The sequence below is a fragment of the Methylocapsa polymorpha genome (genome assembly GCF_045689225.1).
Lineage (GTDB): Bacteria > Pseudomonadota > Alphaproteobacteria > Rhizobiales > Beijerinckiaceae > Methylocapsa > Methylocapsa polymorpha.
This window is the reverse complement of the sequence record NZ_CP136862.1, coordinates 355,208-374,365: the sequence shown is the minus strand read 5'-3', so window position 1 is coordinate 374,365 and position 19,158 is coordinate 355,208. Positions and strand designations below refer to the sequence as shown.

Sequence of the window (19,158 nt, the reverse complement as noted above, 5' to 3'; positions counted from 1 at the left end):
CTTACAGCGACACAGGCCATTCATGGATCGTCAGTTCCTCATCAATGAAATTAAGCGCCTAGCTAACGAGAATGGTGGGAAGCCGCCTGGTCAGGAAAAGTTCCGTCGAGAGACAGGGGTTTCCCCAGCTCAATGGCGTGGCATTCACTGGGTGAATTGGAGCGCGGCTCTTGCCGAAGCAGGCTTCGAACCAAATTCGTTTGATGTCGCTTTTGATAAAGATTTTCTTTTGGAAAATCTTGCGACGGCAGTTCGCGATTTGAAAAAATTCCCGACCGAACCGGAGTTGATGCTCTACGCGCGTGAAAAAATAAATTTTCCGCATCCTAAGGCATTTCAACGTCACTTCCGGAATAGAGGTGAAAGGGTTGGCGCGTTGAATGCCTACTGCGAACGGCATAACGATTTATCCGATGTTTTAGAAATTTGTCGGCCACTTATGGGTTCGGAACCAAAAGCAAATGACAGAGAAAAGCCGACCAAACGCATCATCAAAGGCTTCGTATATCTTATGCGTTCCGGGAAATACTATAAAATCGGCAAATCGAAACACGTCGGAGGGCGCGAGTATCAGATTGGGCTAAAGCTTCCCGAAACCGTGACAACACTCCATTCGATAGAAACGGACGATCCAGAAGGTATCGAGGTCTACTGGCATAACCGGTTCAAAGACAAACGAGCTGGAGGCGAGTGGTTCACGCTAACGCCTGATGACATCAAGGCCTTTAAATTGCGAAAATTTATGTAACGTCCTTGCGCGCGTTTTGCGCCTTGAGGTCCGCTATGCTCCGCATGAAATAACGCGCTTTTGCGCTAACGGCAAATGTGCGAGCTTTCGCATTTATGTACGGCCGCGCTGAGGATTCTTCCGTGCCCCCTACAAAATTCTGGGCCGAGATGGCCTGGACCGATTTCCAGCACGAGGACATGGCCAATGTCATCGCGGTCCTGCCGGTCGCGGCCGTTGAGCAGCACGGTCCGCACCTGCCGCTTGGCGTCGACGCCTTCATCATGGAAGGCTATATCGGCCGGGTCGTCGCGCGGCTGCCGGCCGAACTTCCGGTCTTGTTTCTGCCCGTGCAGACTTGCGGCTGCTCGATCGAGCACGCGGATTTCCCTGGCGCCTTGAGCCTCTCAGCGCAAACGACCATCCGCGCCTGGACGGAGCTTGGCGAATGCGTGCATCGGGCCGGCTGCCGTAAGCTGGTGTTGCTCAATTCGCATGGCGGCAATAGTGCGATTCTCAGCATTATCGCGCATGATCTTCGCGCTAGGCTCGGCATGTTCGTCGTGATGGCGTCGTGGAGCCGTTTCGGCGCGCCAGACGGGCTTTTTTCCGCCGAGGAATTGGCGCATGGCATTCATGCCGGCGACGTCGAGACATCACTCATGTTGAGCTTCAGGCCTGACCTCGTGCGCATCGAAAAATCGGACGATTTCGTCTCCGCGAGCGTCGCGATGGAGAATGAGTTCAATTGGCTTCGCGCCGGCCGGCCAACGGGCTTTGGCTGGATGTCGCAGGATCTCTCGGCCTCCGGCGCGATGGGGAACGCCGCAGCGGCCGACGCGCGAAAGGGCGAGGCCTGCGCCGATTATGGGGCGACCGCTTTCATCGAGTTGCTTCAGGATGTCGAAGGCTTCGATCTCGCGAGGCTCAAAGAGGGTCCGCGCGGATGATGCGCGCTGGTTCCGCCTCGCCATCTTGCGCAAATTCCTTTTCGAAGCGCAAGGCGGCCGCGCCGTCCTGGTAATAGTCCTCGACCGCCGCGAAGCTTCGGTATCCATTCTTCTTGTAGAGCTCGATCGCGCGGGCGTTGTCGACGCGCACCTCGAGGCGCATGGCGACGGCGCCGCGCGCCTTTGCGGCGCGCTCGCTCGCGCCAAGCAGGAAGCGGCCGAGCCCGCGCCCCTGTTCGACAGGATCGAGCGCGATCGAATAGAGCCGCGGGCTCAGCGAGCCCTGGCGGAAGGACATGAGACTATAGCCGGCGACATGGTTGTTGACGTCGAGAACAAGGAAAAGCGCGGTCTTCGACTTGAGAAAATAGCGCAGGCTGCGGCGCGAAAGTCGATCAACAGCGAAGACGGCCGCCTCGATCGCTTCGATAGCGGCAAGGTCTTCAAGGCGCGCCGGCCGGACGCGAATCGGCGATGCGCGCACGCCTATTCGGCGCGCCATGGAAATGTCCAGGTCTCGGTCAAAGCCCGCGATCCTGTCCGCAAGAACGCGCGAAGATCGGTGGACTGGCCGGGTTCGAGCTGAACGTCGATCGCGGCGCGAAAGCCCTTTGTGTGCGCGTTCGGCGCAATGAAGGAGCGAACGATTCTGCCTCGGCTCGTCGACGGAACGACCTCCACCAATTGCGGGTCGCCGGCGAAATAGGCGAGGTCGCCGCCGGTGAAATCGATGATGAACCGGCGTGAGCCCGGCGTCACGGGCTCGGGAGAGCCCAGCGCAGCCGCTGTCGTCTGATAGGTGTTGAGCGTGCGCCCGTTGGGCGAGAGCCGGGTGAGATTGAGGCTCGCCGTGATGCGATAGCCATAGCTGAAAGGCTTGTTCGGTTCGGGCGCGTCCTTGGGCGAAAATGACGCGACAATATTGTCGTTGGTCTCATGCTCTGTCGGCAGCTCGACGAGCTCGATGCGGCCTTCGCCCCAGCTCTCTCTCGGCTCGACGAAATAGCTCGGCCGCATCTCATAGGCGAGATCGAGGTCTTGATAATGTTCGAATTCGCGATCCCTCTGCAAAAGTCCGAATCCGCGAACATTCGGATCGAGAAAGGCGGAGACTTCCGGCCGGAGCGGATTGCGCAGCGGCCGCCAGATCCATTCGCCGGTTCCCGAATGGATCAGGAGCCCGTCCGAATCATGCAGCTCGGGACGAAAATCCTCGTTGAAGCGGTGATCGTTCTCGCCGATGAAGAACATGGAGGTGAGCGGCGCCAGACCGAATTTGACATTTGGCTTGCGCGGAAAAAGCGTCGCCGAGACTTCGACCGTGCTCTCGACGCCGGGGTATAGATCGAAGCGAAAGGCCCCGGTTGCGGCGTCGCTGTCGAGCAGCCCATAGATTGTCGCCCGGTCGGCGTTGGACTCCGGCGTTTCGATCCAGAACTCGCGAAAGAAAGGAAACTCCTCGGCCTCTGTCCCGGCGCCGACGGCCAGCGCGCGCGCCGACATTCCGTAGCGCTGTTCGCGGCCGAGTAATCGAAAATAGCTCGCGCCGAGGAAGGCGATGACCTCGTCGAGCACTTTTGGCGAATTCAACGGATAATGCAGCCGAAAGCCGGCAAAGCCGAGATTGACCGGCAAAGGCTTGTCGAGCTTGGTGCGTCCATAATCGAAAAGATTGGCGGAATAGGGAATTGGCGTCGGAATGCCGTCGCGGATCGTATTGATGGTCACGGGGCGGCGGTAGAGATGGCCGAGATGAAAGAGTTGCAGCCGAAACGGGCTTCCGTTCGAGGCGAGAAAGGCTTTGTCCGGGCGAAACCTCAGGTCGCGCCAGGCGTCGAAATCGAGCTTGTTCAAGGCTTCGGGGAGCGGCGGCGAAGACGCCTCGAAACGGGCCGTCGCGAGATCCCGGGCGCGGCGCACGACATTGTCGAAGTCGAATTTTTGCGGCGCGGACGCCGGTTGCGCTGCATCCGCCGACGCCGTGGATCTGACATTGGCTGAAAAGGCGCTTGAACCGATGAGTATCTTGACGAGCGTGCGGCGGTTCAGGTCGGTCATGAGGGCGCTGAAAATTCGACTTTTGGCCGTGAGGCGGGGGAAGGCAAGGATAGGTTGAGCGGGCGTACTGACCTTTTTGGCCAGCAGCAAGGCAAATAGCGCATTTATCTTGGAATTATCGATGGCGGCGCCGCGGCAAGGCGCGCCATCCGGCTTCTGCCTCGAGTTTTCGGCTCTGTCGCGCTTGCCAAGGCCGTGGCGCGATCTCCCGGGCTTTTGCCATTGGCGAGCATGTAATTTTTGAAAAATAGCTCTTGTATTAGCTGCGAATCTGCCTATCTTCGCCATTGCCCAATTTCGCACGTGCCTGTGGTCGTGTGTCGGTTGGCGGGGATCCGGACAAGAGGCCGGTTAACCGCCTGAAAAAAGGACCGACAGCCGGAGGCGAACCGGCGAACCCCGCCAAACGGGGGACGCGACTTAAAGCAACGACGGACCGGGCTTTTTCGTCTCTGTCGGCCTCCAAAGCCGACTTACCGAAGAGGCTTGTCTTTCTTGCCGGGCGTGCGGAAGGGGAACCAATCCCATTCCAAGCGAAGGCCATGAACGCTTTGGACGGCGGTTTCCGCTTTGTCCACGGTGGGCGTGTCCAACGGCGCAGCATCAGATCGCGCTCGATCTGCGAGGCTCTGTCTCGCGGAAACGGCGTCGGTCGCCGATGGCGGGTCAACTGAAGCGGTCGCGTCTCCAAAGCGCGGGCGACGGTCAGCATCGCCATCCACCCGAAGCTTGTTCGTTTCGGTGCGGACCTCCGCACCCTTCGAAGGGATGCCGCGATGACTGATCGTATCCTGGAATTCCTCCGCAACCGTCGTGAGGATGGACCCTGCCTGGTGCTCGACCTCGACGTCGTGCGCGAAAACTACATTTCTTTCGCCCGGGCCCTGCCGGATACGCGCGTCTTCTACGCAGTGAAGGCTAATCCGGATCCGCGCGTGCTCGAGCTTCTGGCGCGTCTCGGCTCCTGTTTCGACACGGCTTCCGTCGTCGAGATCGAGCAGGCGCTGGCGGCTGGCGCTTCTGCGGACCGCATCAGCTATGGCAACACGATCAAGAAGGAGCGCGACATCATGCGCGCCTATGAGCTTGGCGTGCGCTTGTTCGCCGTGGATTGCGAAGCCGAGGTCGAAAAGATCGCGCGGGCGGCTCCCGGATCGAAGGTGTTCTGCCGCATCCTTTGCAGCGGGGCCGGGGCCGAATGGCCGCTGTCGCGCAAGTTCGGCTGCTCGCCTGAAATGGCGCCGCGGGTGCTCGAACATGCGCATCGTCTGGGACTCGTCGCCTTCGGATTGTCGTTTCATGTCGGCTCGCAGCAGCGCAATCCCTATATGTGGGACAGCGCCCTGAAGGCTTCGGCTGCGATCTTCCGCGATCTCGCCGATCGCGGCATTGCCTTGCAGATGGTCAATCTCGGCGGCGGATTCCCGACGCGATATCTGAAGAGCGTGCCGGCGGTGAAGGCCTATGCGCAATCGATCCTTGGTTCGCTGCGCAAGCATTTCGGCAATCACATCCCGGAGACGATCATCGAGCCCGGCCGCGGCATGGTCGGCAACGCCGGCGTCATCGAGGCGGAGGTCGTGCTGATCTCCAGGAAGTCGGAGGAGGATAAGGTGAAATGGGTCTATCTCGACATCGGCAAGTTCAACGGACTCGCCGAGACGATGGACGAGATGATCCGTTATCCGATCAAGACGCCCTTCGACGGCGATGCGACGGAGCCTTGCGTTCTTGCGGGTCCGAGCTGCGATTCGGTCGACGTGCTCTATGAGAAGGAGCCATATTTCCTTCCCATCAGTCTGGAGATCGGCTCGAAAGTGCTGATCGAGGGGACCGGGGCCTATACGACGACCTATTCGTCGGTCGGGTTCAATGGCTTCCCGCCGTTGAAGTCCTATGTGATCTGAACCTCGGCGCAAGGCGAGATCTTCAGACTCGGGCGCTTGGATCAAGCGCCCGAGCGGCTCGATTCCATCAGGGGGACTTTAAGTCCTCCGCTCACATTTTTCCCAGTCCCGGACGGCCGGCGAGGGCTCGAATTGCGAGCCTTTGCGCGGTGCGAGGGTCGTCGCGCGCAATCCCGGCCGCAGCCGGCGGAGGCTCAGATGACCTTGATCTCGAACGAAATGCAAATACAGGCGCCTGGCGCGCTCCAAGCCTTCGTTACGCCTGCGATCCATATCGTCGACGAATCGGCGGCCGATGTTCATGCGCGGGAAAGTCTTCTCGACGAGGCGTTCGGCGCTGCTCGTTTTGAGAAGACCGCGCAGCGCCTGCGCGATTCGCGCTTGCCGGCGCCGGGCCTTGCGCTCGCTGCGAAAGACGGCGACGCGCTGGTTGGCACTTTGCGCATGTGGTCCATTGAGGCTGGCGGAGTCCCGGCTCTGTTGCTCGGCCCGCTCGCCGTCGCGAAGTCATGCCGGTCGCGCGGCGTCGGCCGCAGGCTGATGGCCGAAGCCTTGTTCCGCGCCTTTGTTGCCGGCCATAAAGCCATCCTGCTGGTTGGCGATGCGCCCTATTATGAGCCCTTCGGCTTCACGCGCCGCCACACCGTTGATCTTTCTCTTCCGGGGCCCGTCGATGAGGGGCGCTTTCTCGGGCTTGAGATCGAGAAGGGTGCTTTGACAGAAGCTAAGGGTCTCGTCAAAGCGACAGGCGCGCTCGATCTTTTGGCGCATCGGTCCGCGCCCGAATATCGCTACGCCGCGTGAGCCGCCCTTGACCTCGAAGGCTGCGCTTGCTTAGAGCAGGCGCCGAGGCGGCGTCGCCGGTTCAATTAGAAGAAAATAAGACAAAACAATGAACTGCAGCGCCGTCCGCTCAAGCGGAACAGAAGGCGCTCTGGTCGATTGCCTTTTTCGCTAGCTCCAGCAGGAGCGCCCTCAACTTGATCTTTTGGAGATGAGACTATGTCGCAATGGCCCGTGCACGGCGTGATCACAGGTCCGATCGTCCTGATCGGCTTCGGCTCGATCGGGCGCGGCGTGTTGCCTTTGATCGAGCGCCATTTCAAGTTCGACAAATCGCGCTTCACGGTCATCGATCCCGAGGACAAGGATCGCCATCTTCTCGACGAACGCGGCATAGCCTTCATCAAGGAGGCGGTGCGGCCTGATAATTTCGTCGATCTCCTGAAGCCTTTGCTCACCAAGGGCGGCGGCCAGCCCTTCATCGTCAATCTGTCGGTCGATGTGTCCTCGACCGCGATCATGCGTCTTGCCCATGAGGTCGGCGCGCTCTATGTCGATACGGTCGCGGAGCCCTGGGTTGGGTTTTACACTGATACGCGCCTCACGCTCTCGGAGCGCTCGAACTACGCCTTGCGCGAGGGCGTTCTCGACCTGCGTCGCGCGCTCGGCAAGGGGCCGACGGCGATCTCCTGCTGCGGCGCCAATCCCGGCATGGTGTCCTGGTTCGTCAAGCGCGCGCTTTTGAACGTTGCGGTCGACTGCGGAATCGATGCGGGCTCGCCCGTCACGCGGGAGGATTGGGCGCGGCTCGCGCAGAAGACCGGCATTAAAGGAATCCATATCGCCGAGCGCGACACCCAGCGCGCCAAGTCTCCAAAGCCCATGGGCGTTTTCGTCAACACATGGTCGGTCGAAGGCTTTATCTCGGAAGGCTTGCAGCCGGCCGAGCTCGGCTGGGGCACGCATGAGAAACATCTGCCGCCGGAAGGCAAGCGGCATCCCTTCGGCCCGGATTGCGCGATCTATCTGATGCGGCCGGGCGCGGGGACGCGCGTGCGGTCATGGACGCCGACCGCGCAAGCGCAGCATGGCTGGCTGATCACCCATAACGAGGCGATCTCCATCGCCGATTACCTGACCTTGCGCGAGGCTGGCGAGGTGGTCTATCGCCCGACCTGCCACTACGCCTATCGGCCGGCCGATGACGCTGTGCTCTCACTCGACGAGATGGCGGGCGCCCAATGGCAGGCTCAAGCCCGGTCGCATATTCTCGACGAGAACGAGATCGTCGATGGAATCGACGAGCTTGGCGTTCTTCTTTATGGCCACGCCAGGAACGCCTATTGGTACGGTTCGCAGCTCTCGATCGAGGAGACGCGCCGCATTGCGCCCTATCAGAATGCGACGGGGCTCCAGGTGACCTCTGCCGTTCTCGCCGGCATGGTCTGGGCGCTCGAAAATCCGGAGGCGGGCATCGTCGAAGCCGACGAAGTCGATTTTCGCCGCTGCCTCGAAGTCCAGAGCCCCTATCTCGGACCGATCATCGGAAAATATACCGATTGGACCCCGCTCAAGGACCGCGCCATCCTTTTCCCCGAGGACATCGACGCCGAAGATCCATGGCAGTTCAAGAATGTGATCGTGCGTTAGATCAGATGAGTTGGAGCATGCTGTCGAAATAGTCGATCGCATGCTTCCGCTTGACGATAGCGTTTCCTATTCGGCCGCGAGCTTCACAAAGCTCGATGCCGTGCGGAATTGTTCGAGCAGGCGCTGCTCCTCCACTTTGGCGGCTTCGAGACTGCGCAGCTTCACATGGCCGAAGCCGCGGATCTTTTCAGGGATTGAAGCGAGAGCGACTGCGCTCGCATGATTGTCGGGCGACAGTTTCGCCAAGAGTTCCTCGATCAGCGTTTCATAGTCCGCAAGGAGCTTTCGCTCGATCCGGCGTTCGTTCGCATAGCCGAACATATCGAACGGCGTTCCGCGCAGGCCCTTCAGTCTGGCGAGCAGCTTGAACGCCTGCATGATCCAGGGGCCGAAGCTTGTCTTCAAGGCCTCGCCCTTTGCGTTCTTGCGGCCTAGAAAGGGCGGGGCGAGATGAAATTCGAACGTAAGATCGCCGTCGAACGCCGCTGCGGCCTGACGCGCGAAACTTCCGTCCGCATAGAGCCGCGCGACCTCATATTCGTCCTTGATCGCCATCAATTTGAAAAACGCGCGCGCAACCGCGTCCGTGATATCTTCGCGGCCGGGGTTCCGTCTTCGTTCGACGTCAGCGACGTGCGTCACGAGCTGACGATAGCGCTCGGCATAGGCGGCGTCCTGATAGGCGGCGAGAAAATCGGCGCGTCGATCGATCAGCTCCTGAAGCGATTGCGATTGGTCTCGCGTCGCCGCCGGTCGGCGCAGGAGCGCGACGATCGCCTCCACCGCGGCGGGCTCAGCGGCTTTGCGCCGGCCCCATAAGAAGGCCTGTTTGTTCATCTCCACGGCTTCGCCATTGAGCTCTATGGCGTGCAGGATGGACGCCTCATCGAGCGGAACGAGGCCTTGCTGCCAAGCATGGCCCAGCATGAACATATTGGCCGCGATCGAATTGCCGAGCAGCGCCGAAGCTATGCCGGTGGCGTCGATGAAGCTGACGGTCTCGCCCGCCGTCCGCCTGATCGCGCATTTGAGGCCCTCTGCGGGCAGGAAGAAATCAGCGTTGCGCGTGAATTCGCCAGGATAGATTTCCGCCGTGTTGACGACGACCCCGGTCTCGTCCTTGCGCATCGCGGCGAGGACTTTCTTCGAGCCGGTGACGACGAGATCGCAGCCCAGGACGAGATCGGCTTCTCCCGCCGCCACCCTGATCGCATGAATGTCGTCGGGCTTTGCGGCGATCTTCACATGGCTGTAGACCGCGCCGCCCTTTTGCGCCAATCCGGCCATGTCGATCGAGCCGCAGCCCTTGCCTTCGAGATGCGCCGCCATGCCGAGAATGGCGCCGATCGTCACCACGCCCGTGCCGCCGACGCCCGTCACCAAGATTCCGTAGGGACGCGCGCCGATCGCCCGGATCGACGGCCGGGGAAGCAGCGGGAAATCATAGTCCTTCGCGGCCTGCGCCTTCTTTGGCCTTGCCCCATGGACCGTCACGAGGGCCGGGCAAAACCCCTCGATGCAGGAAAAGTCCTTGTTGCAGCTCGACTGGTCGATCACGCGCTTACGGCCGAATTCGGTCTCCAGCGGCTGGATCGAGACGCAATTCGATTTCACGCCACAATCGCCGCAGCCCTCGCAGACGAGCTCATTGATGATGACGCGCCGATCGGGATCGGCCATTTCGCCTCTCTTGCGGCGGCGGCGTTTCTCGGCGGCGCAGGTCTGATCGTAAATGAGGACGGTCACGCCGGATTGCGTGGCGAGCTCCCGCTGCACATCGTCGAGGTCTCGGCGAGGCCGAATGGCGAGCCCCTCAGGCCATTGCAAACCCGCCGGATATTTATCCGGTTCATCGGTCACGACGACCATGCGGCGGACGCCTTCGGCCGCGACCTGACGCGCGATCTTGTCCACGGTCAGGCCGCCGTCGAGGCGTTGTCCGCCCGTCATTGCGACGACTTCATTGAACAGGATCTTGTAGGTGATGTTGACGCCGGCGGCGCATGCAAAACGCAGGGCGAGCAGACCGGAATGATTATAGGTGCCGTCGCCAAGATTCTGAATGACATGGGGACGCGTTGAGAACGGCGCCTCGCCGATCCAATTCGCTCCCTCGCCGCCCATCTGGGTGTAGCCCTCGGTCGCGCGGTCCATGATCTGCGCCATATAATGGCAACCGATTCCGGCATAGGCGCGCATGCCATCAGGCACTTTCGTCGATGTGTTGTGTGGGCAGCCCGAGCAGAAATAGGGCGAGCGCGTCGCGATCTCCTCGCCTGTGGCGAGACTGGCCTGCGCGCGCTCCAGCCTTTGCACGCGCCGCTCGATTTCGTCGCTCTGCGCGAAGCGCAAAATGCGGCGCCCAATCGCAATCGCAATGTCATTGGCGTCGAGCGCGCCCGTGACCGGGAACAGCCAGCGCCCTTGCTCGTCCTTCTTGCCGACGCAGACCGGCTGGTTGGCCGAACCGTAAAGCTCCTCGCGCAGCTGGACTTCGATCAGCGACCGTTTTTCCTCGACGACGATGATGAGCTCGAGCCCGCGCGCGAAATCCCGCAAGGCGACAGGTTCGAGCGGCCAGGGACAGCCGATCTTGAGCAGCCTGAGCCCGAGCGCATTGGCGGCGACCTCGTCAATGCCGAGGTCGTCCATCGCCTGGCGCACGTCGAGATAGGATTTGCCTGCGGCGATCACGCCGATTCTGGCTTTGGGCCCGCCAGAGGTGATGATCCGGTTCAGGCGATTGGCGCGAAGCCAGGCGAGCATGGCGTCGCGCTTGAAATTCTGTAGGCGCTTTTCCTGCTCGAGGACATTGTCGCGCGCGCGAATATTGAGGCCGCCGGGCGGCATGGGGAAATCGGCCGGAATGCGCGGCGCTACGCGATCGAGGGAGACGTCGATCGAGCCGGTCGATTCGATCGTATCCTTGAGGCATTTCAGGCCAACCCAGGCGCCTGTGAAACGACTCATCGCATAGCCGTAGAGGCCATAGTCGATGATCTCCTGCACGCCGGCCGGGGAGAGGATTGGCATCATCACATCGACGAAGGTGAATTCGGACTGATGCGCCGTCGTCGAGGATTCGGCGGTGTGATCGTCTCCCATCAAGGCGAGCGCGCCGCCATGTTTCGACGTCCCGGCGAGATTGACATGGCGGAAGACGTCGCCGGAGCGATCGACGCCGGGCCCCTTGCCGTACCAAAGCGAGAAAACCCCGTCGAACCGGCCTTCGCCGCGCATTTCCGCCTGTTGCGCCCCCCATATGGCGGTCGCCGCGAGATCCTCGTTGAGGCCCGGCTGGAACAAGATGTCATTGGCGGCGAAAGCGCGCTTGGCGCGATGGAAATTGAGGTCGAGGCCGCCGAGCGGGGAGCCGGGATAGCCGGAGATGAATCCCGCCGTGTTGAGCCCAGCGCGCCGGTCGAGCTCTTTTTGCATGAGGAGGAGGCGGACGACGGCCTGCGGGCCGGAGACGAAGATCCGCTGTTTCGTCAAATCATATTTATCGTTGAGAGAGGTGGACTTGAGGTCCTCGATGAGGTCGACCGGGCCTTTGACCGCGTCCGCCATCGTTGAAGTCTCCTGCCGGGCGCTCGACCTGGCCATGCGGGCTTTACCGCCGCATCAACCGATATAAGTCGGCGAGGCTCGGTTTCCAATCTTTTAGCGGTTTTTCCACCGGAGATAAAAGGTCCGCCGCTTCCGGTGGGCGGCCTTGCCCGGCCGGCGAAAGATCTATTCAGCAGGCTCCGGCAGTTTTACGCGCCGATAGACATAGGTCGGCTCCCGGTCGATCTCCTCGCTCCCGGCCGCAACCTCCCCGATCTCGGCAACTTTCGCGTGATGCGGCGAAAGATGGCAGACGGGGTCGGCCTCCCGTGCGTCGCCCGCAAGCGCGAGCGCCTGGCAGCGGCAGCCTCCATAGTCGATCGTCTTTCGCTCGCAGGAGCGGCAGGGCTCGCGCATCCAATCGGTTCCCCTGAACGCATTGAACGCCGCCGAATTGAACCAGATGTCTTCGAGCGAATGGTCCCGCACATTCCAGAACTTGAGGCCCGGAATCGTTTCCGCCGCATGGCAGGGGAGCGCCTTGCCGGAGGGCGTGATGTTCAAGCCGCGTTTGCCCCAGCCGCCCATGCAGGCCTTTGGATAGCGCGCGTGATAATCCGGGATGACGTGATCGATCACGATGACGCCGGCATAGGTCTTCCTGAGCGCTTCGACCTCTGCGATGGCCGCCTCCGCCTGCGCCGCCGTTGGCATCAGCGCGGCGCGATTGATCATCGCCCAGCCGTAATATTGCGTATGCGCGACTTCGACGCGCCGCGCCCCGAGCGCGACCGCGAACTCGACCGTCTTGCCGGCGCGCTCCACATTGGCGCGATGTATGACGGCGTTGACAGTGAGAGGCAGCCCGGCTTGCGTGATCCATTCCGCCGCAGCCCGCTTGCGCGCGAAGGCGCCTGAATATCCCGCGATCCGGTCCGCCGATTGCGCCTCGGAATCTTGAATCGAGAGCTGGGCATGGTCGAGCCCTGCGTCGGCGAGCTCCTTGACCAGCGCCTGCGTGAGGCCGACGCCGGAGGTGATGAGATTGGTGTAAAGGCCCACTTTCGCGCAATGGGCGACGATTTCGACGAGATCGCGCCGGGCGGCCGGTTCGCCGCCGGAAAGATGGGCGTGCAGGACGCCAAGCGCGGCGGCTTGAGAAAAGATCTCCTTCCAGCTTGCCGTGTTGAGCTCATCCGCGCGCGGCTCGAGCGCGGGCGGATTGGAGCAATAGGGACAGCCGAGCGGACAGCGGTGCGTCAATTCGGCGAGAAGACCGACCGGGGTCGGAATTTTTTTCGCATCGGCGCTCATAGGTCCACCATTCGCTTGGCGGCGAGATTTTCGAGAAGCGCGCGCACATCCGCTTCGACTCTTGCGCGGTCGGCGGAAAAGGCCGCCGCCAGATCGTCGACGATTGCGTCGACGGTCGCGATCCCGTCGCAGCGCTGCAATATGGCGACGGCGATGGCGTCGGCCTTGATCACGCGCTCCGGGGCGAGCAGCAGCCATTCGCCGCGCGTCTCATCGTGTTTCAGCCTGACGCCGCGCGGCAAGCGGGGCCTGGAAACCGAGGCCGTCGGCGATTCTTCTCTCATGCCGCTTCACCTTACGCGTTGTTGCACAGCGTCCAGGCGCCTGGAGTCCAGGCTGGATCGCATAATCGACATAGGCGCTTCAAGACGCGCCAAGCCTTTAAAGCTCATTGGAGACTGCACGGAACGAACCTTTGTACGAGGCTCTACGGAGACCGAGTTCTGAGCTGCGCCGAGGCCGACGGGCTTCAAAAAGCGTGAACTCCGGCCGGTCATGCGAGGCCAAAAGTCTGGGTCGACGACTGTCGCCGCCTTCGGCGCCAAAGCCCAAGAAAATTGGCTGAACAACCAAATCGAGCCGCGCGGACGGGAATCCGGCGGCTCGTTTGTATGTTGGCGCCCATCTTGCGTGCCGGAGAGCAGCCGGCCTTCGCGATCGGCGAACCGCTGAACTGACTGTGCGCTTGGAGGCGTTTTTCTCCGTCCATGCCGGTTGGCCGCCGAACCGAGAAAGAATTTGCGCAGGGCGCCAGTCAGGACATTCGGGAAAACGTCGAGGTCCAGCCGTCAGATTTCGGCGGACGCGTAGCTCGTCACTTCCATGCCGATGCAGATTTCAACGATGATAGGAGTCGTCCAAGCCATTTTCAGCCTCTGCCTTTGCTTTACGTGTTGCGACTTTCCGGGCGCTTCGTTTCCATACCCTGAACGGTCTGAGCCCGTTCGGCGCGGAGACTAGCACCCAGCGTCGCCTGTTGTCATGGCTTTTTTGCGCCAATTGGCGCGGCGCGGCAATCTACCGCCTCTCCTGATCGGAAGGTCGAATTCCGAACCGCCCAAGCACGGATCCTGATCAGCGGCTGGGGCATGCCCTATTCGAAAGCGTCGCTTAGCTCTTTCAAAGATCTGCCCTAAAGCCAGCTTCGCTCGGACGCCGCCTTTGCTTCATAGGCTTCAATCTTGCTGGCCTTTTCCATCGTCAAGCCGATATCGTCGAGCCCGTTCAAGAGACAATGCTTGCGAAACGGGTCGATCTCGAATTTGACGATTCCGCCGTCGGGGCCGCGAATCTCCTGGGCTTCGAGATCGATCGAGAGCGTGGCGTTGGCGCCCCGCTCGGCGTCATCCATAAGTTTTTTGAGATCCTCCCGCGAAACCTTGATCGGAAGAATGCCGTTCTTGAAGCAATTATTGTAGAAAATATCTGCGAAGCTTGTCGAGATGACGCAGCGAACGCCGAAATCCAGCAACGCCCAGGGCGCGTGCTCGCGCGACGAGCCGCAGCCGAAATTATCTTCCGCGACGAGGATCTTGGCGTTGCGATAGGCGGTCTTGTTCAAGACGAAATCAGGATTTTCCGAGCCGTCGTCCCTGTAGCGCATTTCCGAGAAAAGCCCCGAGCCGAGGCCGGTCCGCTTGATCGTCTTCAAAAATTGCTTCGGGATGATCATGTCGGTGTCGATATTGGTTATCCCGAGCGGCGCGGCGACGCCGGTGAGCGAAGTGAATTTTTCCATAGCGGCGGGTCCCAGGTCCTTTTGGCGGCGGGGAATATGAACTTTTGTGCGGCGCGCCCTCATCCTGAGGAGCGCGCGAAGCGCGTCTTGAAGGACAATCCTGTGCGGGGAGCGGTCTTCGTCTCCGCATCCTCAGCTTCCGAAGAACGAGAGGGCCCTTCAGACCTCTTTAGGATGAGGACGTCGGATGCGATCGGCCGTTGAGCAGGGTTCATAGCAAGGCGGAAGTCTTGGAGCAATAAGGACATATTTCAGTTCGAATGGCTGCAACGGGAAAAGGAGAATAGCGCTTCGATCAGGCTCGCCGGAGGCGTCCAAAGACAGTGAGAGAACCAGCGAGACAAGATAGCCTAGTCTTCTTATGGCCGATGGAGAGGAAAACACCCATGAATCCCATAAGCTTTGCGGCTAACTTTTTCTTCGGGCGGACGTTGCAGGAAAAGGGACCTTCGCTCACTTTTGCGCGTCTTTGCACGTCTCGTCACCTTGGGGATCTCCAGTGGATCGCCTTCCTCATGATACTCCTTGTCCCGGTCACGCTCGGCATCGCCTTTTATAGTTTCGATGCTCGGTCTTTCAGCGTGAATAGCACGATCGCCAGCGCATTGGCCGCCGCCGCCGCCGCTGTGCTTAATTGGGCTTATCAGTCTGGGAGCAGGCGCATCGGCGCAGTGGATCTATTCGCGTGCGAAATCACCGTCATTTGCCGAGTCTGCGTTGTCGTCAATTTCGCCCAGTCATCCGTCGAACAGGCGGAGCGAGAGCACGCAATCGTTGAGCAAGCGGCTCCGAGGACGCCTCAAACATCCTCAGATGACTCACGGGCCGCTGACAGCTGCGCCTCGAGGAAATTTACGAGCGAAGAGCATTATACGCCTGTCTATGACGGCCAGCTTTCGGACCTGGAGCCGCTCGACGTCAATGTCGTCACATACGTGACCGAGTTTTATACGTATCGGAAGACGATGATGGACTATCTACGCGCTATCGCCGCGGCAGAGAATGTGAGCGAAAGCGAAATTCTTATGAGGCAGATGATCTACATGCAATTTCTAATGTATGAGAGCGGTCGTCTAGCAGTCGGAGAGCTCATCGAGTTCGAGCCCAACAGGGCCGAAAGCATAGTCAACATCCTATGTTCAGAGTTGGTCGTATATACATATTTGCAGACCCGTTATGAAAACGATTACAGGGGCGATAGACTTCGTCTTCGGCGCGAAGAATACCAAAGAATCGTGCCGGAACTCTATAATAGGATCATGCGCGCCCAGCACCCCAGCTGGATAAAAGCTCAAACAACAGCTCCTGAATTGCTTGCGCGCTACAAGCAGATGTGTTCGGCCCTTCGCCTAGCGCCCGGCATATAAAGTGGGCTGGCAAATCACGCGCAGGGGCAACCGCCTTACTCGACGCTCTCCTCGATCGTCAGCATGTCTTCGTCGGAGAGGCCGAAATGATGCCCGATCTCATGCACGAGGACGTGGGTGATGATGGCGCCGAGCGTGTCCTCCTGGTCCGCCCAGAAATCGAGAATCGGACGCCGATAGAGCCAGATCATGTTGGGAAATTGCCCGGTGGCGGGCGTCGCCTCGGATTGCGCCCGGCCGCGGCCGCGAAAGAGGCCCAAGAGATCGAATTCGCTCTCGCATTGCATGTCGTCGAGCGTGTCGTCGTCGGGAAAATCCTCGACCTGAATGACAAGGCCGTCGCAGAGATGACGGAAGTCTCCCGGCAGGGCCTCGAAAGCCGATTTCGCAAGCCGTTCGAGATCGTCGGTCGACGGCGCCGTCAGATCGGCCCAGTTGAAGCCTGGAGAGGTCATGGCGATTGCATCCCGCGCGGCGCCCGATCGCGCCGCCTCAGCCGAACATAAAGCGCGCCGGCGCCCCCATGGGAGCGCGTCGCCTCCTCGAAACCGACGACGATCGCATTATATTCCGCCGCGCGCAGCCAATGCGGCACATTGCGCCGAAGGACGCCGGATTCCGCGTCTTCCGCGCCGCCGCGCTCGCCCTTGCCGGTGACGACGAGAACGAGCCGCGCGCCGTCGCGCTGCGCCCGCGACAGGAAATGACGCAGAGCGATGAAGGCCTCCTGCCGGCGCAGCCCATGGAGATCGATCACGGCGTCCGGCGCGGCCCGCCCGCGCGCCAGCTTTGCCGAAGCCGGCGCTCGAGCGGCGTGCAGCGAGCGGGGTCATGGCCTTGCGCGCGGCCGGCGCCAGGGTCTGCGCCGCGGCTTGCGCGGGGACGGCGGGCGTTGAATCGTCAGCCGCCGAGTCGACGCCAACGGGCGGCGGAGGGGCTGCCTGAGGCGCAAGCGCTCCCGGCCTCGGCGCGACGGTCTTGGCGACCGTGAGCCAAAGCTCGATCTCCTCCGAGGTCAGCCGGCGCGGCCGGCCTTTGACGAAAGACGAGATGCTTTCCTTCACCGAGGCGAACTTTCTCCCGCGGGAAGAAAAACGACAAAATCTCCCACGTTTCGAATATCGCCTGCCCGCGCGCCTGCGTCATCCCCCGCGCCGAAAAAAATATCGGCGCGCGCCGGGCCGACTATGGCCGATCCAGTATCCTGCGCGACCATCAGGCGCCGGAACGGCGAGGCCGAAGCGCTTGCCCAAGGGAGATCGGCGGCGATCCAGACTGGCAGGCCATAGGGCCAGATCGTCCGATCGATCGCGATGGACCGCAGCGGCGTGAGGCTCACGCCTTGGCCGCCGATGGGGCTCGCGGCCAGATCAAGCTTTTCGTCGCGCGCGAAGAACACATAGGATCGGTTGCGTTGCATCAGCGCCCTGCCTGCTTCGCCCGGCTCTTGGCCATGGTCGCGGACCCAGGCTTTAAGCCTTGCAAGCGACATATCCGTTTCGGCGATCTCTCCGGCCTCGATCAGGAGGCGTCCGATCGACGTATAAGGCTGGCCATTGCGCCCGGCGTAGACGAGGCGCAAAAGCCCGCCGTCGGCGAGGCGGACGCGGGCCGAGCCTTGCACCTGGATGAGAAAGACCTCGATCGCATCGCGCAGCCAGACGATCGGACGCGCCCGTCCGGTTATGGCTCCCGCCTCGATCGCGGCGCGGTCGGGGTAGGGCGTGGGGCCAGCTGACGCGCCGCCAGCCGACGGAGGCAAATCATCGGGGCGGGCGAGGATCGGCGCCGTGAAATCGGCGGTCCGCGTCAGCGAGCCCTCGACGACAGGTTCGTAATAGCCGGTCAGGAAGCCGGCGGCATGGCCATTCGACCCCCGCGTCGCCCGCACCCCGAAAGGCCTGAAATGCTCTTCGAAGAAGCGCCGCGCCTGGATTCGATCCCCTGGCGTTTGGTCCAGGGCAAGCCGACAAATGGCTTTGAGGGCGGGGGAGGGCGCGACCCCCTGGCGCAAAACCGGTCGGTCCTCGACGAGCGCCGCGCCGGACAGTCTGAAAACCCGGAACGCCTCGAGATGATCATCCTCCGCGAAACCCTCAAGATCGGCGAAGGACAGCTCGGCGAGCGTCAGGTCTTTCGACGCGAGGCCTTGGGACGCGAGGCTCTGGCTGGTGGAATCTTGTTGAAGAGCTTCAGGCTTGGCGGGCTGCGACGAAGAAGGCGCCATCGATGAGCATCCCGGATGTCCGACTGGGCGCCGAGTTCAGAAATCGCGAGGATCATTCAACCGGAGAGGGCGTAGATCAGCTCGTCGGAAAATTGAGAAGGCCGGAGGGCGACTTGCGTCAAGCGCCGGCCCCGGTCGCGCTGAGCCTCCAGTTTGGATCGCGTGAATTAACGTCCCGCGTGAAAGTCCAGACATCGGTGATTTCGATGACCTTGTCCGGACTTCCCTCGATAACGGCGCCGTCTTGAGCGCGAGTCACGGTGATCATCTGGGAGGTGTAGCGCAGCGTGATCTGGGCGGCTCCGCCGCGAAGCTCGGCGTCGTCAACGACCGCCTTGTCGATCGAGACGAAGGTCGTCTCGACCTTTTCGCCGCGCTTTTCGCGCTCGGAGATCGCCGTGGCGAAGCTATCGTAAACGTCCTTGGCCAGAAGGTTTTCCAGCACTTGGCGATTGCCTGCGGCAAATGCGCCGACGATCATTTCATAGGCGGCCTTGGCGCCGTCGATGAAAGGCTGAATCGCAAAGGACCGATCCGCCGCGGCAATGGCGTCGAGCCCCGCCCAGGCTTTTGAGCCGGGCTCGGCAAAGCCTTTCCACCGCTCGGCCTGATCGGAGGGAGCCGCATTCCGCGCCGCCGCCGAAAGGTCAGGCGCTCCCGGCAGGGTGATGATCTTGTTGTCCGCATCGTCGCGCCGCGCGGCTGCCGGCCCGGGCGCGCGGTTCAGGAACGGATTGCTCGGCGGCTTTTCCGTCCCGCTCCGGGTTCCGAGGATGGAGCGCAGCTTCCAGACCACGAAAACGGCGAGAAGCGCGAAAATGATCGTTGTCATATCGAATGAATCTTGCATCTCTTTGCTTGACGCCCCGGTTTCGGCTGCGGCGAGTT

General features: G+C 61.4%; 17 protein-coding genes. 6 read left to right on the top strand and 11 right to left on the bottom strand.

The window, feature by feature from the left end; translation table 11 throughout:
• Nucleotides 1–22 precede the first annotated feature (22 nt).
• Together RZS28_RS01920 and RZS28_RS01915 are read left to right on the top strand one after the other, a co-directional pair.
• Nucleotides 23–748, top strand: a complete 726-nt coding sequence (locus RZS28_RS01920; protein WP_407339533.1) for a GIY-YIG nuclease family protein — start codon at nt 23–25, stop codon at nt 746–748.
• 122 nt (nt 749–870) lie between these two features.
• Nucleotides 871–1,677, top strand: a complete 807-nt coding sequence (locus tag RZS28_RS01915; protein ID WP_407339532.1) for a creatininase family protein — start codon at nt 871–873, stop codon at nt 1,675–1,677.
• On the opposite strand, the gene RZS28_RS01910 is transcribed toward RZS28_RS01915, so the two are convergent.
• Entirely contained in the window at nt 1,655–2,179 is a 525-nt protein-coding gene (locus RZS28_RS01910; protein WP_407339531.1) for a GNAT family N-acetyltransferase, read from the bottom strand. The genes RZS28_RS01915 and RZS28_RS01910 overlap by 23 nt on opposite strands.
• Complete coding sequence (locus tag RZS28_RS01905) at nt 2,164–3,735, bottom strand: glucan biosynthesis protein (protein ID WP_407339530.1); 1,572 nt, start codon at nt 3,733–3,735, stop codon at nt 2,164–2,166. The genes RZS28_RS01910 and RZS28_RS01905 overlap by 16 nt, the downstream gene beginning before the upstream one ends.
• A 776-nt stretch (nt 3,736–4,511) precedes the next feature.
• Between RZS28_RS01905 and RZS28_RS01900 the strand changes: the two genes are divergently transcribed.
• The 3 genes from RZS28_RS01900 (at nt 4,512) to RZS28_RS01890 (ending at nt 8,075) form a co-directional block, all read left to right on the top strand.
• A complete protein-coding gene (locus tag RZS28_RS01900; protein ID WP_407339529.1) occupies nt 4,512–5,642 on the top strand; it encodes a type III PLP-dependent enzyme in 1,131 nt (376 codons plus the stop codon).
• Nucleotides 5,643–5,840: 198 nt separating this feature from the next.
• On the top strand, nt 5,841–6,446 hold the full coding sequence (locus tag RZS28_RS01895) for a GNAT family N-acetyltransferase (RefSeq protein WP_407339528.1): 606 nt from the start codon (nt 5,841–5,843) through the stop codon (nt 6,444–6,446).
• A 198-nt stretch (nt 6,447–6,644) separates the two neighbouring features.
• Nucleotides 6,645–8,075: a homospermidine synthase gene (locus RZS28_RS01890; protein ID WP_407339527.1), complete on the top strand. Its 1,431-nt coding sequence runs from the start codon at nt 6,645–6,647 to the stop codon at nt 8,073–8,075.
• A gap of 66 nt (nt 8,076–8,141) precedes the next feature.
• Here the strand turns inward: RZS28_RS01890 and RZS28_RS01885 are convergent, their stop codons facing one another.
• The 5 genes from RZS28_RS01885 to leuD form a co-directional block, all read right to left on the bottom strand.
• A complete protein-coding gene (locus RZS28_RS01885; RefSeq protein WP_407339526.1) occupies nt 8,142–11,645 on the bottom strand; it encodes an indolepyruvate ferredoxin oxidoreductase family protein in 3,504 nt (1,167 codons plus the stop codon).
• A gap of 165 nt (nt 11,646–11,810) precedes the next feature.
• On the bottom strand, nt 11,811–12,938 hold the full coding sequence (gene pqqE / locus RZS28_RS01880; RefSeq protein WP_407339525.1) for a pyrroloquinoline quinone biosynthesis protein PqqE: 1,128 nt from the start codon (nt 12,936–12,938) through the stop codon (nt 11,811–11,813).
• Complete coding sequence (pqqD, locus tag RZS28_RS01875) at nt 12,935–13,222, bottom strand: pyrroloquinoline quinone biosynthesis peptide chaperone PqqD (protein ID WP_407339524.1); 288 nt, start codon at nt 13,220–13,222, stop codon at nt 12,935–12,937. Before pqqD ends, pqqE begins: the two co-directional genes overlap by 4 nt.
• Nucleotides 13,223–13,726: 504 nt before the next feature.
• Nucleotides 13,727–13,804: a pyrroloquinoline quinone precursor peptide PqqA gene (gene pqqA, locus RZS28_RS01870; protein ID WP_407341016.1), complete on the bottom strand. Its 78-nt coding sequence runs from the start codon at nt 13,802–13,804 to the stop codon at nt 13,727–13,729.
• A gap of 266 nt (nt 13,805–14,070) precedes the next feature.
• Nucleotides 14,071–14,676 (bottom strand): 3-isopropylmalate dehydratase small subunit, encoded by a 606-nt coding sequence (leuD, locus tag RZS28_RS01865; RefSeq protein WP_407339523.1) that lies wholly within the window; start codon nt 14,674–14,676, stop codon nt 14,071–14,073.
• A gap of 515 nt (nt 14,677–15,191) precedes the next feature.
• Between leuD and RZS28_RS01860 the strand changes: the two genes are divergently transcribed.
• Nucleotides 15,192–16,043 (top strand): hypothetical protein, encoded by an 852-nt coding sequence (locus RZS28_RS01860; RefSeq protein WP_407339522.1) that lies wholly within the window; start codon nt 15,192–15,194, stop codon nt 16,041–16,043.
• A 35-nt stretch (nt 16,044–16,078) separates the two neighbouring features.
• Here RZS28_RS01860 and RZS28_RS01855 read toward each other — a convergent pair whose 3' ends face one another.
• The 4 genes from RZS28_RS01855 to RZS28_RS01840 all read right to left on the bottom strand — a co-directional run bounded on the left by RZS28_RS01855 (nt 16,079) and on the right by RZS28_RS01840 (nt 19,102).
• Nucleotides 16,079–16,498 (bottom strand): metallopeptidase family protein, encoded by a 420-nt coding sequence (locus RZS28_RS01855; RefSeq protein WP_407339521.1) that lies wholly within the window; start codon nt 16,496–16,498, stop codon nt 16,079–16,081.
• On the bottom strand, nt 16,495–16,800 hold the full coding sequence (locus RZS28_RS01850) for a Smr/MutS family protein (protein ID WP_407339520.1): 306 nt from the start codon (nt 16,798–16,800) through the stop codon (nt 16,495–16,497). The genes RZS28_RS01855 and RZS28_RS01850 overlap by 4 nt, the downstream gene beginning before the upstream one ends.
• A 303-nt stretch (nt 16,801–17,103) precedes the next feature.
• The gene (locus RZS28_RS01845; RefSeq protein WP_407339519.1) at nt 17,104–18,270 is read right to left on the bottom strand and encodes a murein transglycosylase A; all 1,167 of its coding nucleotides are present in this window, start codon (nt 18,268–18,270) and stop codon (nt 17,104–17,106) included.
• A 118-nt stretch (nt 18,271–18,388) separates the two neighbouring features.
• Complete coding sequence (locus tag RZS28_RS01840; protein ID WP_407339518.1) at nt 18,389–19,102, bottom strand: Tim44/TimA family putative adaptor protein; 714 nt, start codon at nt 19,100–19,102, stop codon at nt 18,389–18,391.
• Between the last annotated feature and the right edge of the window lie 56 nt (nt 19,103–19,158).

Coding starts and splice junctions, on each gene's coding strand:
- RZS28_RS01895 (WP_407339528.1), top strand. CDS start 5,841: ATGACCTTGATCTCGAACGAAATGCAAATACAGGCGCCTGGCGCGCTC.
- pqqE (WP_407339525.1), bottom strand. CDS start 12,938: ATGAGCGCCGATGCGAAAAAAATTCCGACCCCGGTCGGTCTTCTCGCC.
- RZS28_RS01890 (WP_407339527.1), top strand. CDS start 6,645: ATGTCGCAATGGCCCGTGCACGGCGTGATCACAGGTCCGATCGTCCTG.
- RZS28_RS01845 (WP_407339519.1), bottom strand. CDS start 18,270: ATGGCGCCTTCTTCGTCGCAGCCCGCCAAGCCTGAAGCTCTTCAACAA.
- RZS28_RS01910 (WP_407339531.1), bottom strand. CDS start 2,179: ATGGCGCGCCGAATAGGCGTGCGCGCATCGCCGATTCGCGTCCGGCCG.
- RZS28_RS01860 (WP_407339522.1), top strand. CDS start 15,192: ATGATACTCCTTGTCCCGGTCACGCTCGGCATCGCCTTTTATAGTTTC.
- RZS28_RS01920 (WP_407339533.1), top strand. CDS start 23: ATGGATCGTCAGTTCCTCATCAATGAAATTAAGCGCCTAGCTAACGAG.
- pqqD (WP_407339524.1), bottom strand. CDS start 13,222: ATGAGAGAAGAATCGCCGACGGCCTCGGTTTCCAGGCCCCGCTTGCCG.
- RZS28_RS01840 (WP_407339518.1), bottom strand. CDS start 19,102: ATGACAACGATCATTTTCGCGCTTCTCGCCGTTTTCGTGGTCTGGAAG.
- RZS28_RS01885 (WP_407339526.1), bottom strand. CDS start 11,645: ATGGCGGACGCGGTCAAAGGCCCGGTCGACCTCATCGAGGACCTCAAG.
- RZS28_RS01905 (WP_407339530.1), bottom strand. CDS start 3,735: ATGACCGACCTGAACCGCCGCACGCTCGTCAAGATACTCATCGGTTCA.
- RZS28_RS01855 (WP_407339521.1), bottom strand. CDS start 16,498: ATGACCTCTCCAGGCTTCAACTGGGCCGATCTGACGGCGCCGTCGACC.
- RZS28_RS01900 (WP_407339529.1), top strand. CDS start 4,512: ATGACTGATCGTATCCTGGAATTCCTCCGCAACCGTCGTGAGGATGGA.
- pqqA (WP_407341016.1), bottom strand. CDS start 13,804: ATGGCTTGGACGACTCCTATCATCGTTGAAATCTGCATCGGCATGGAA.
- leuD (WP_407339523.1), bottom strand. CDS start 14,676: ATGGAAAAATTCACTTCGCTCACCGGCGTCGCCGCGCCGCTCGGGATA.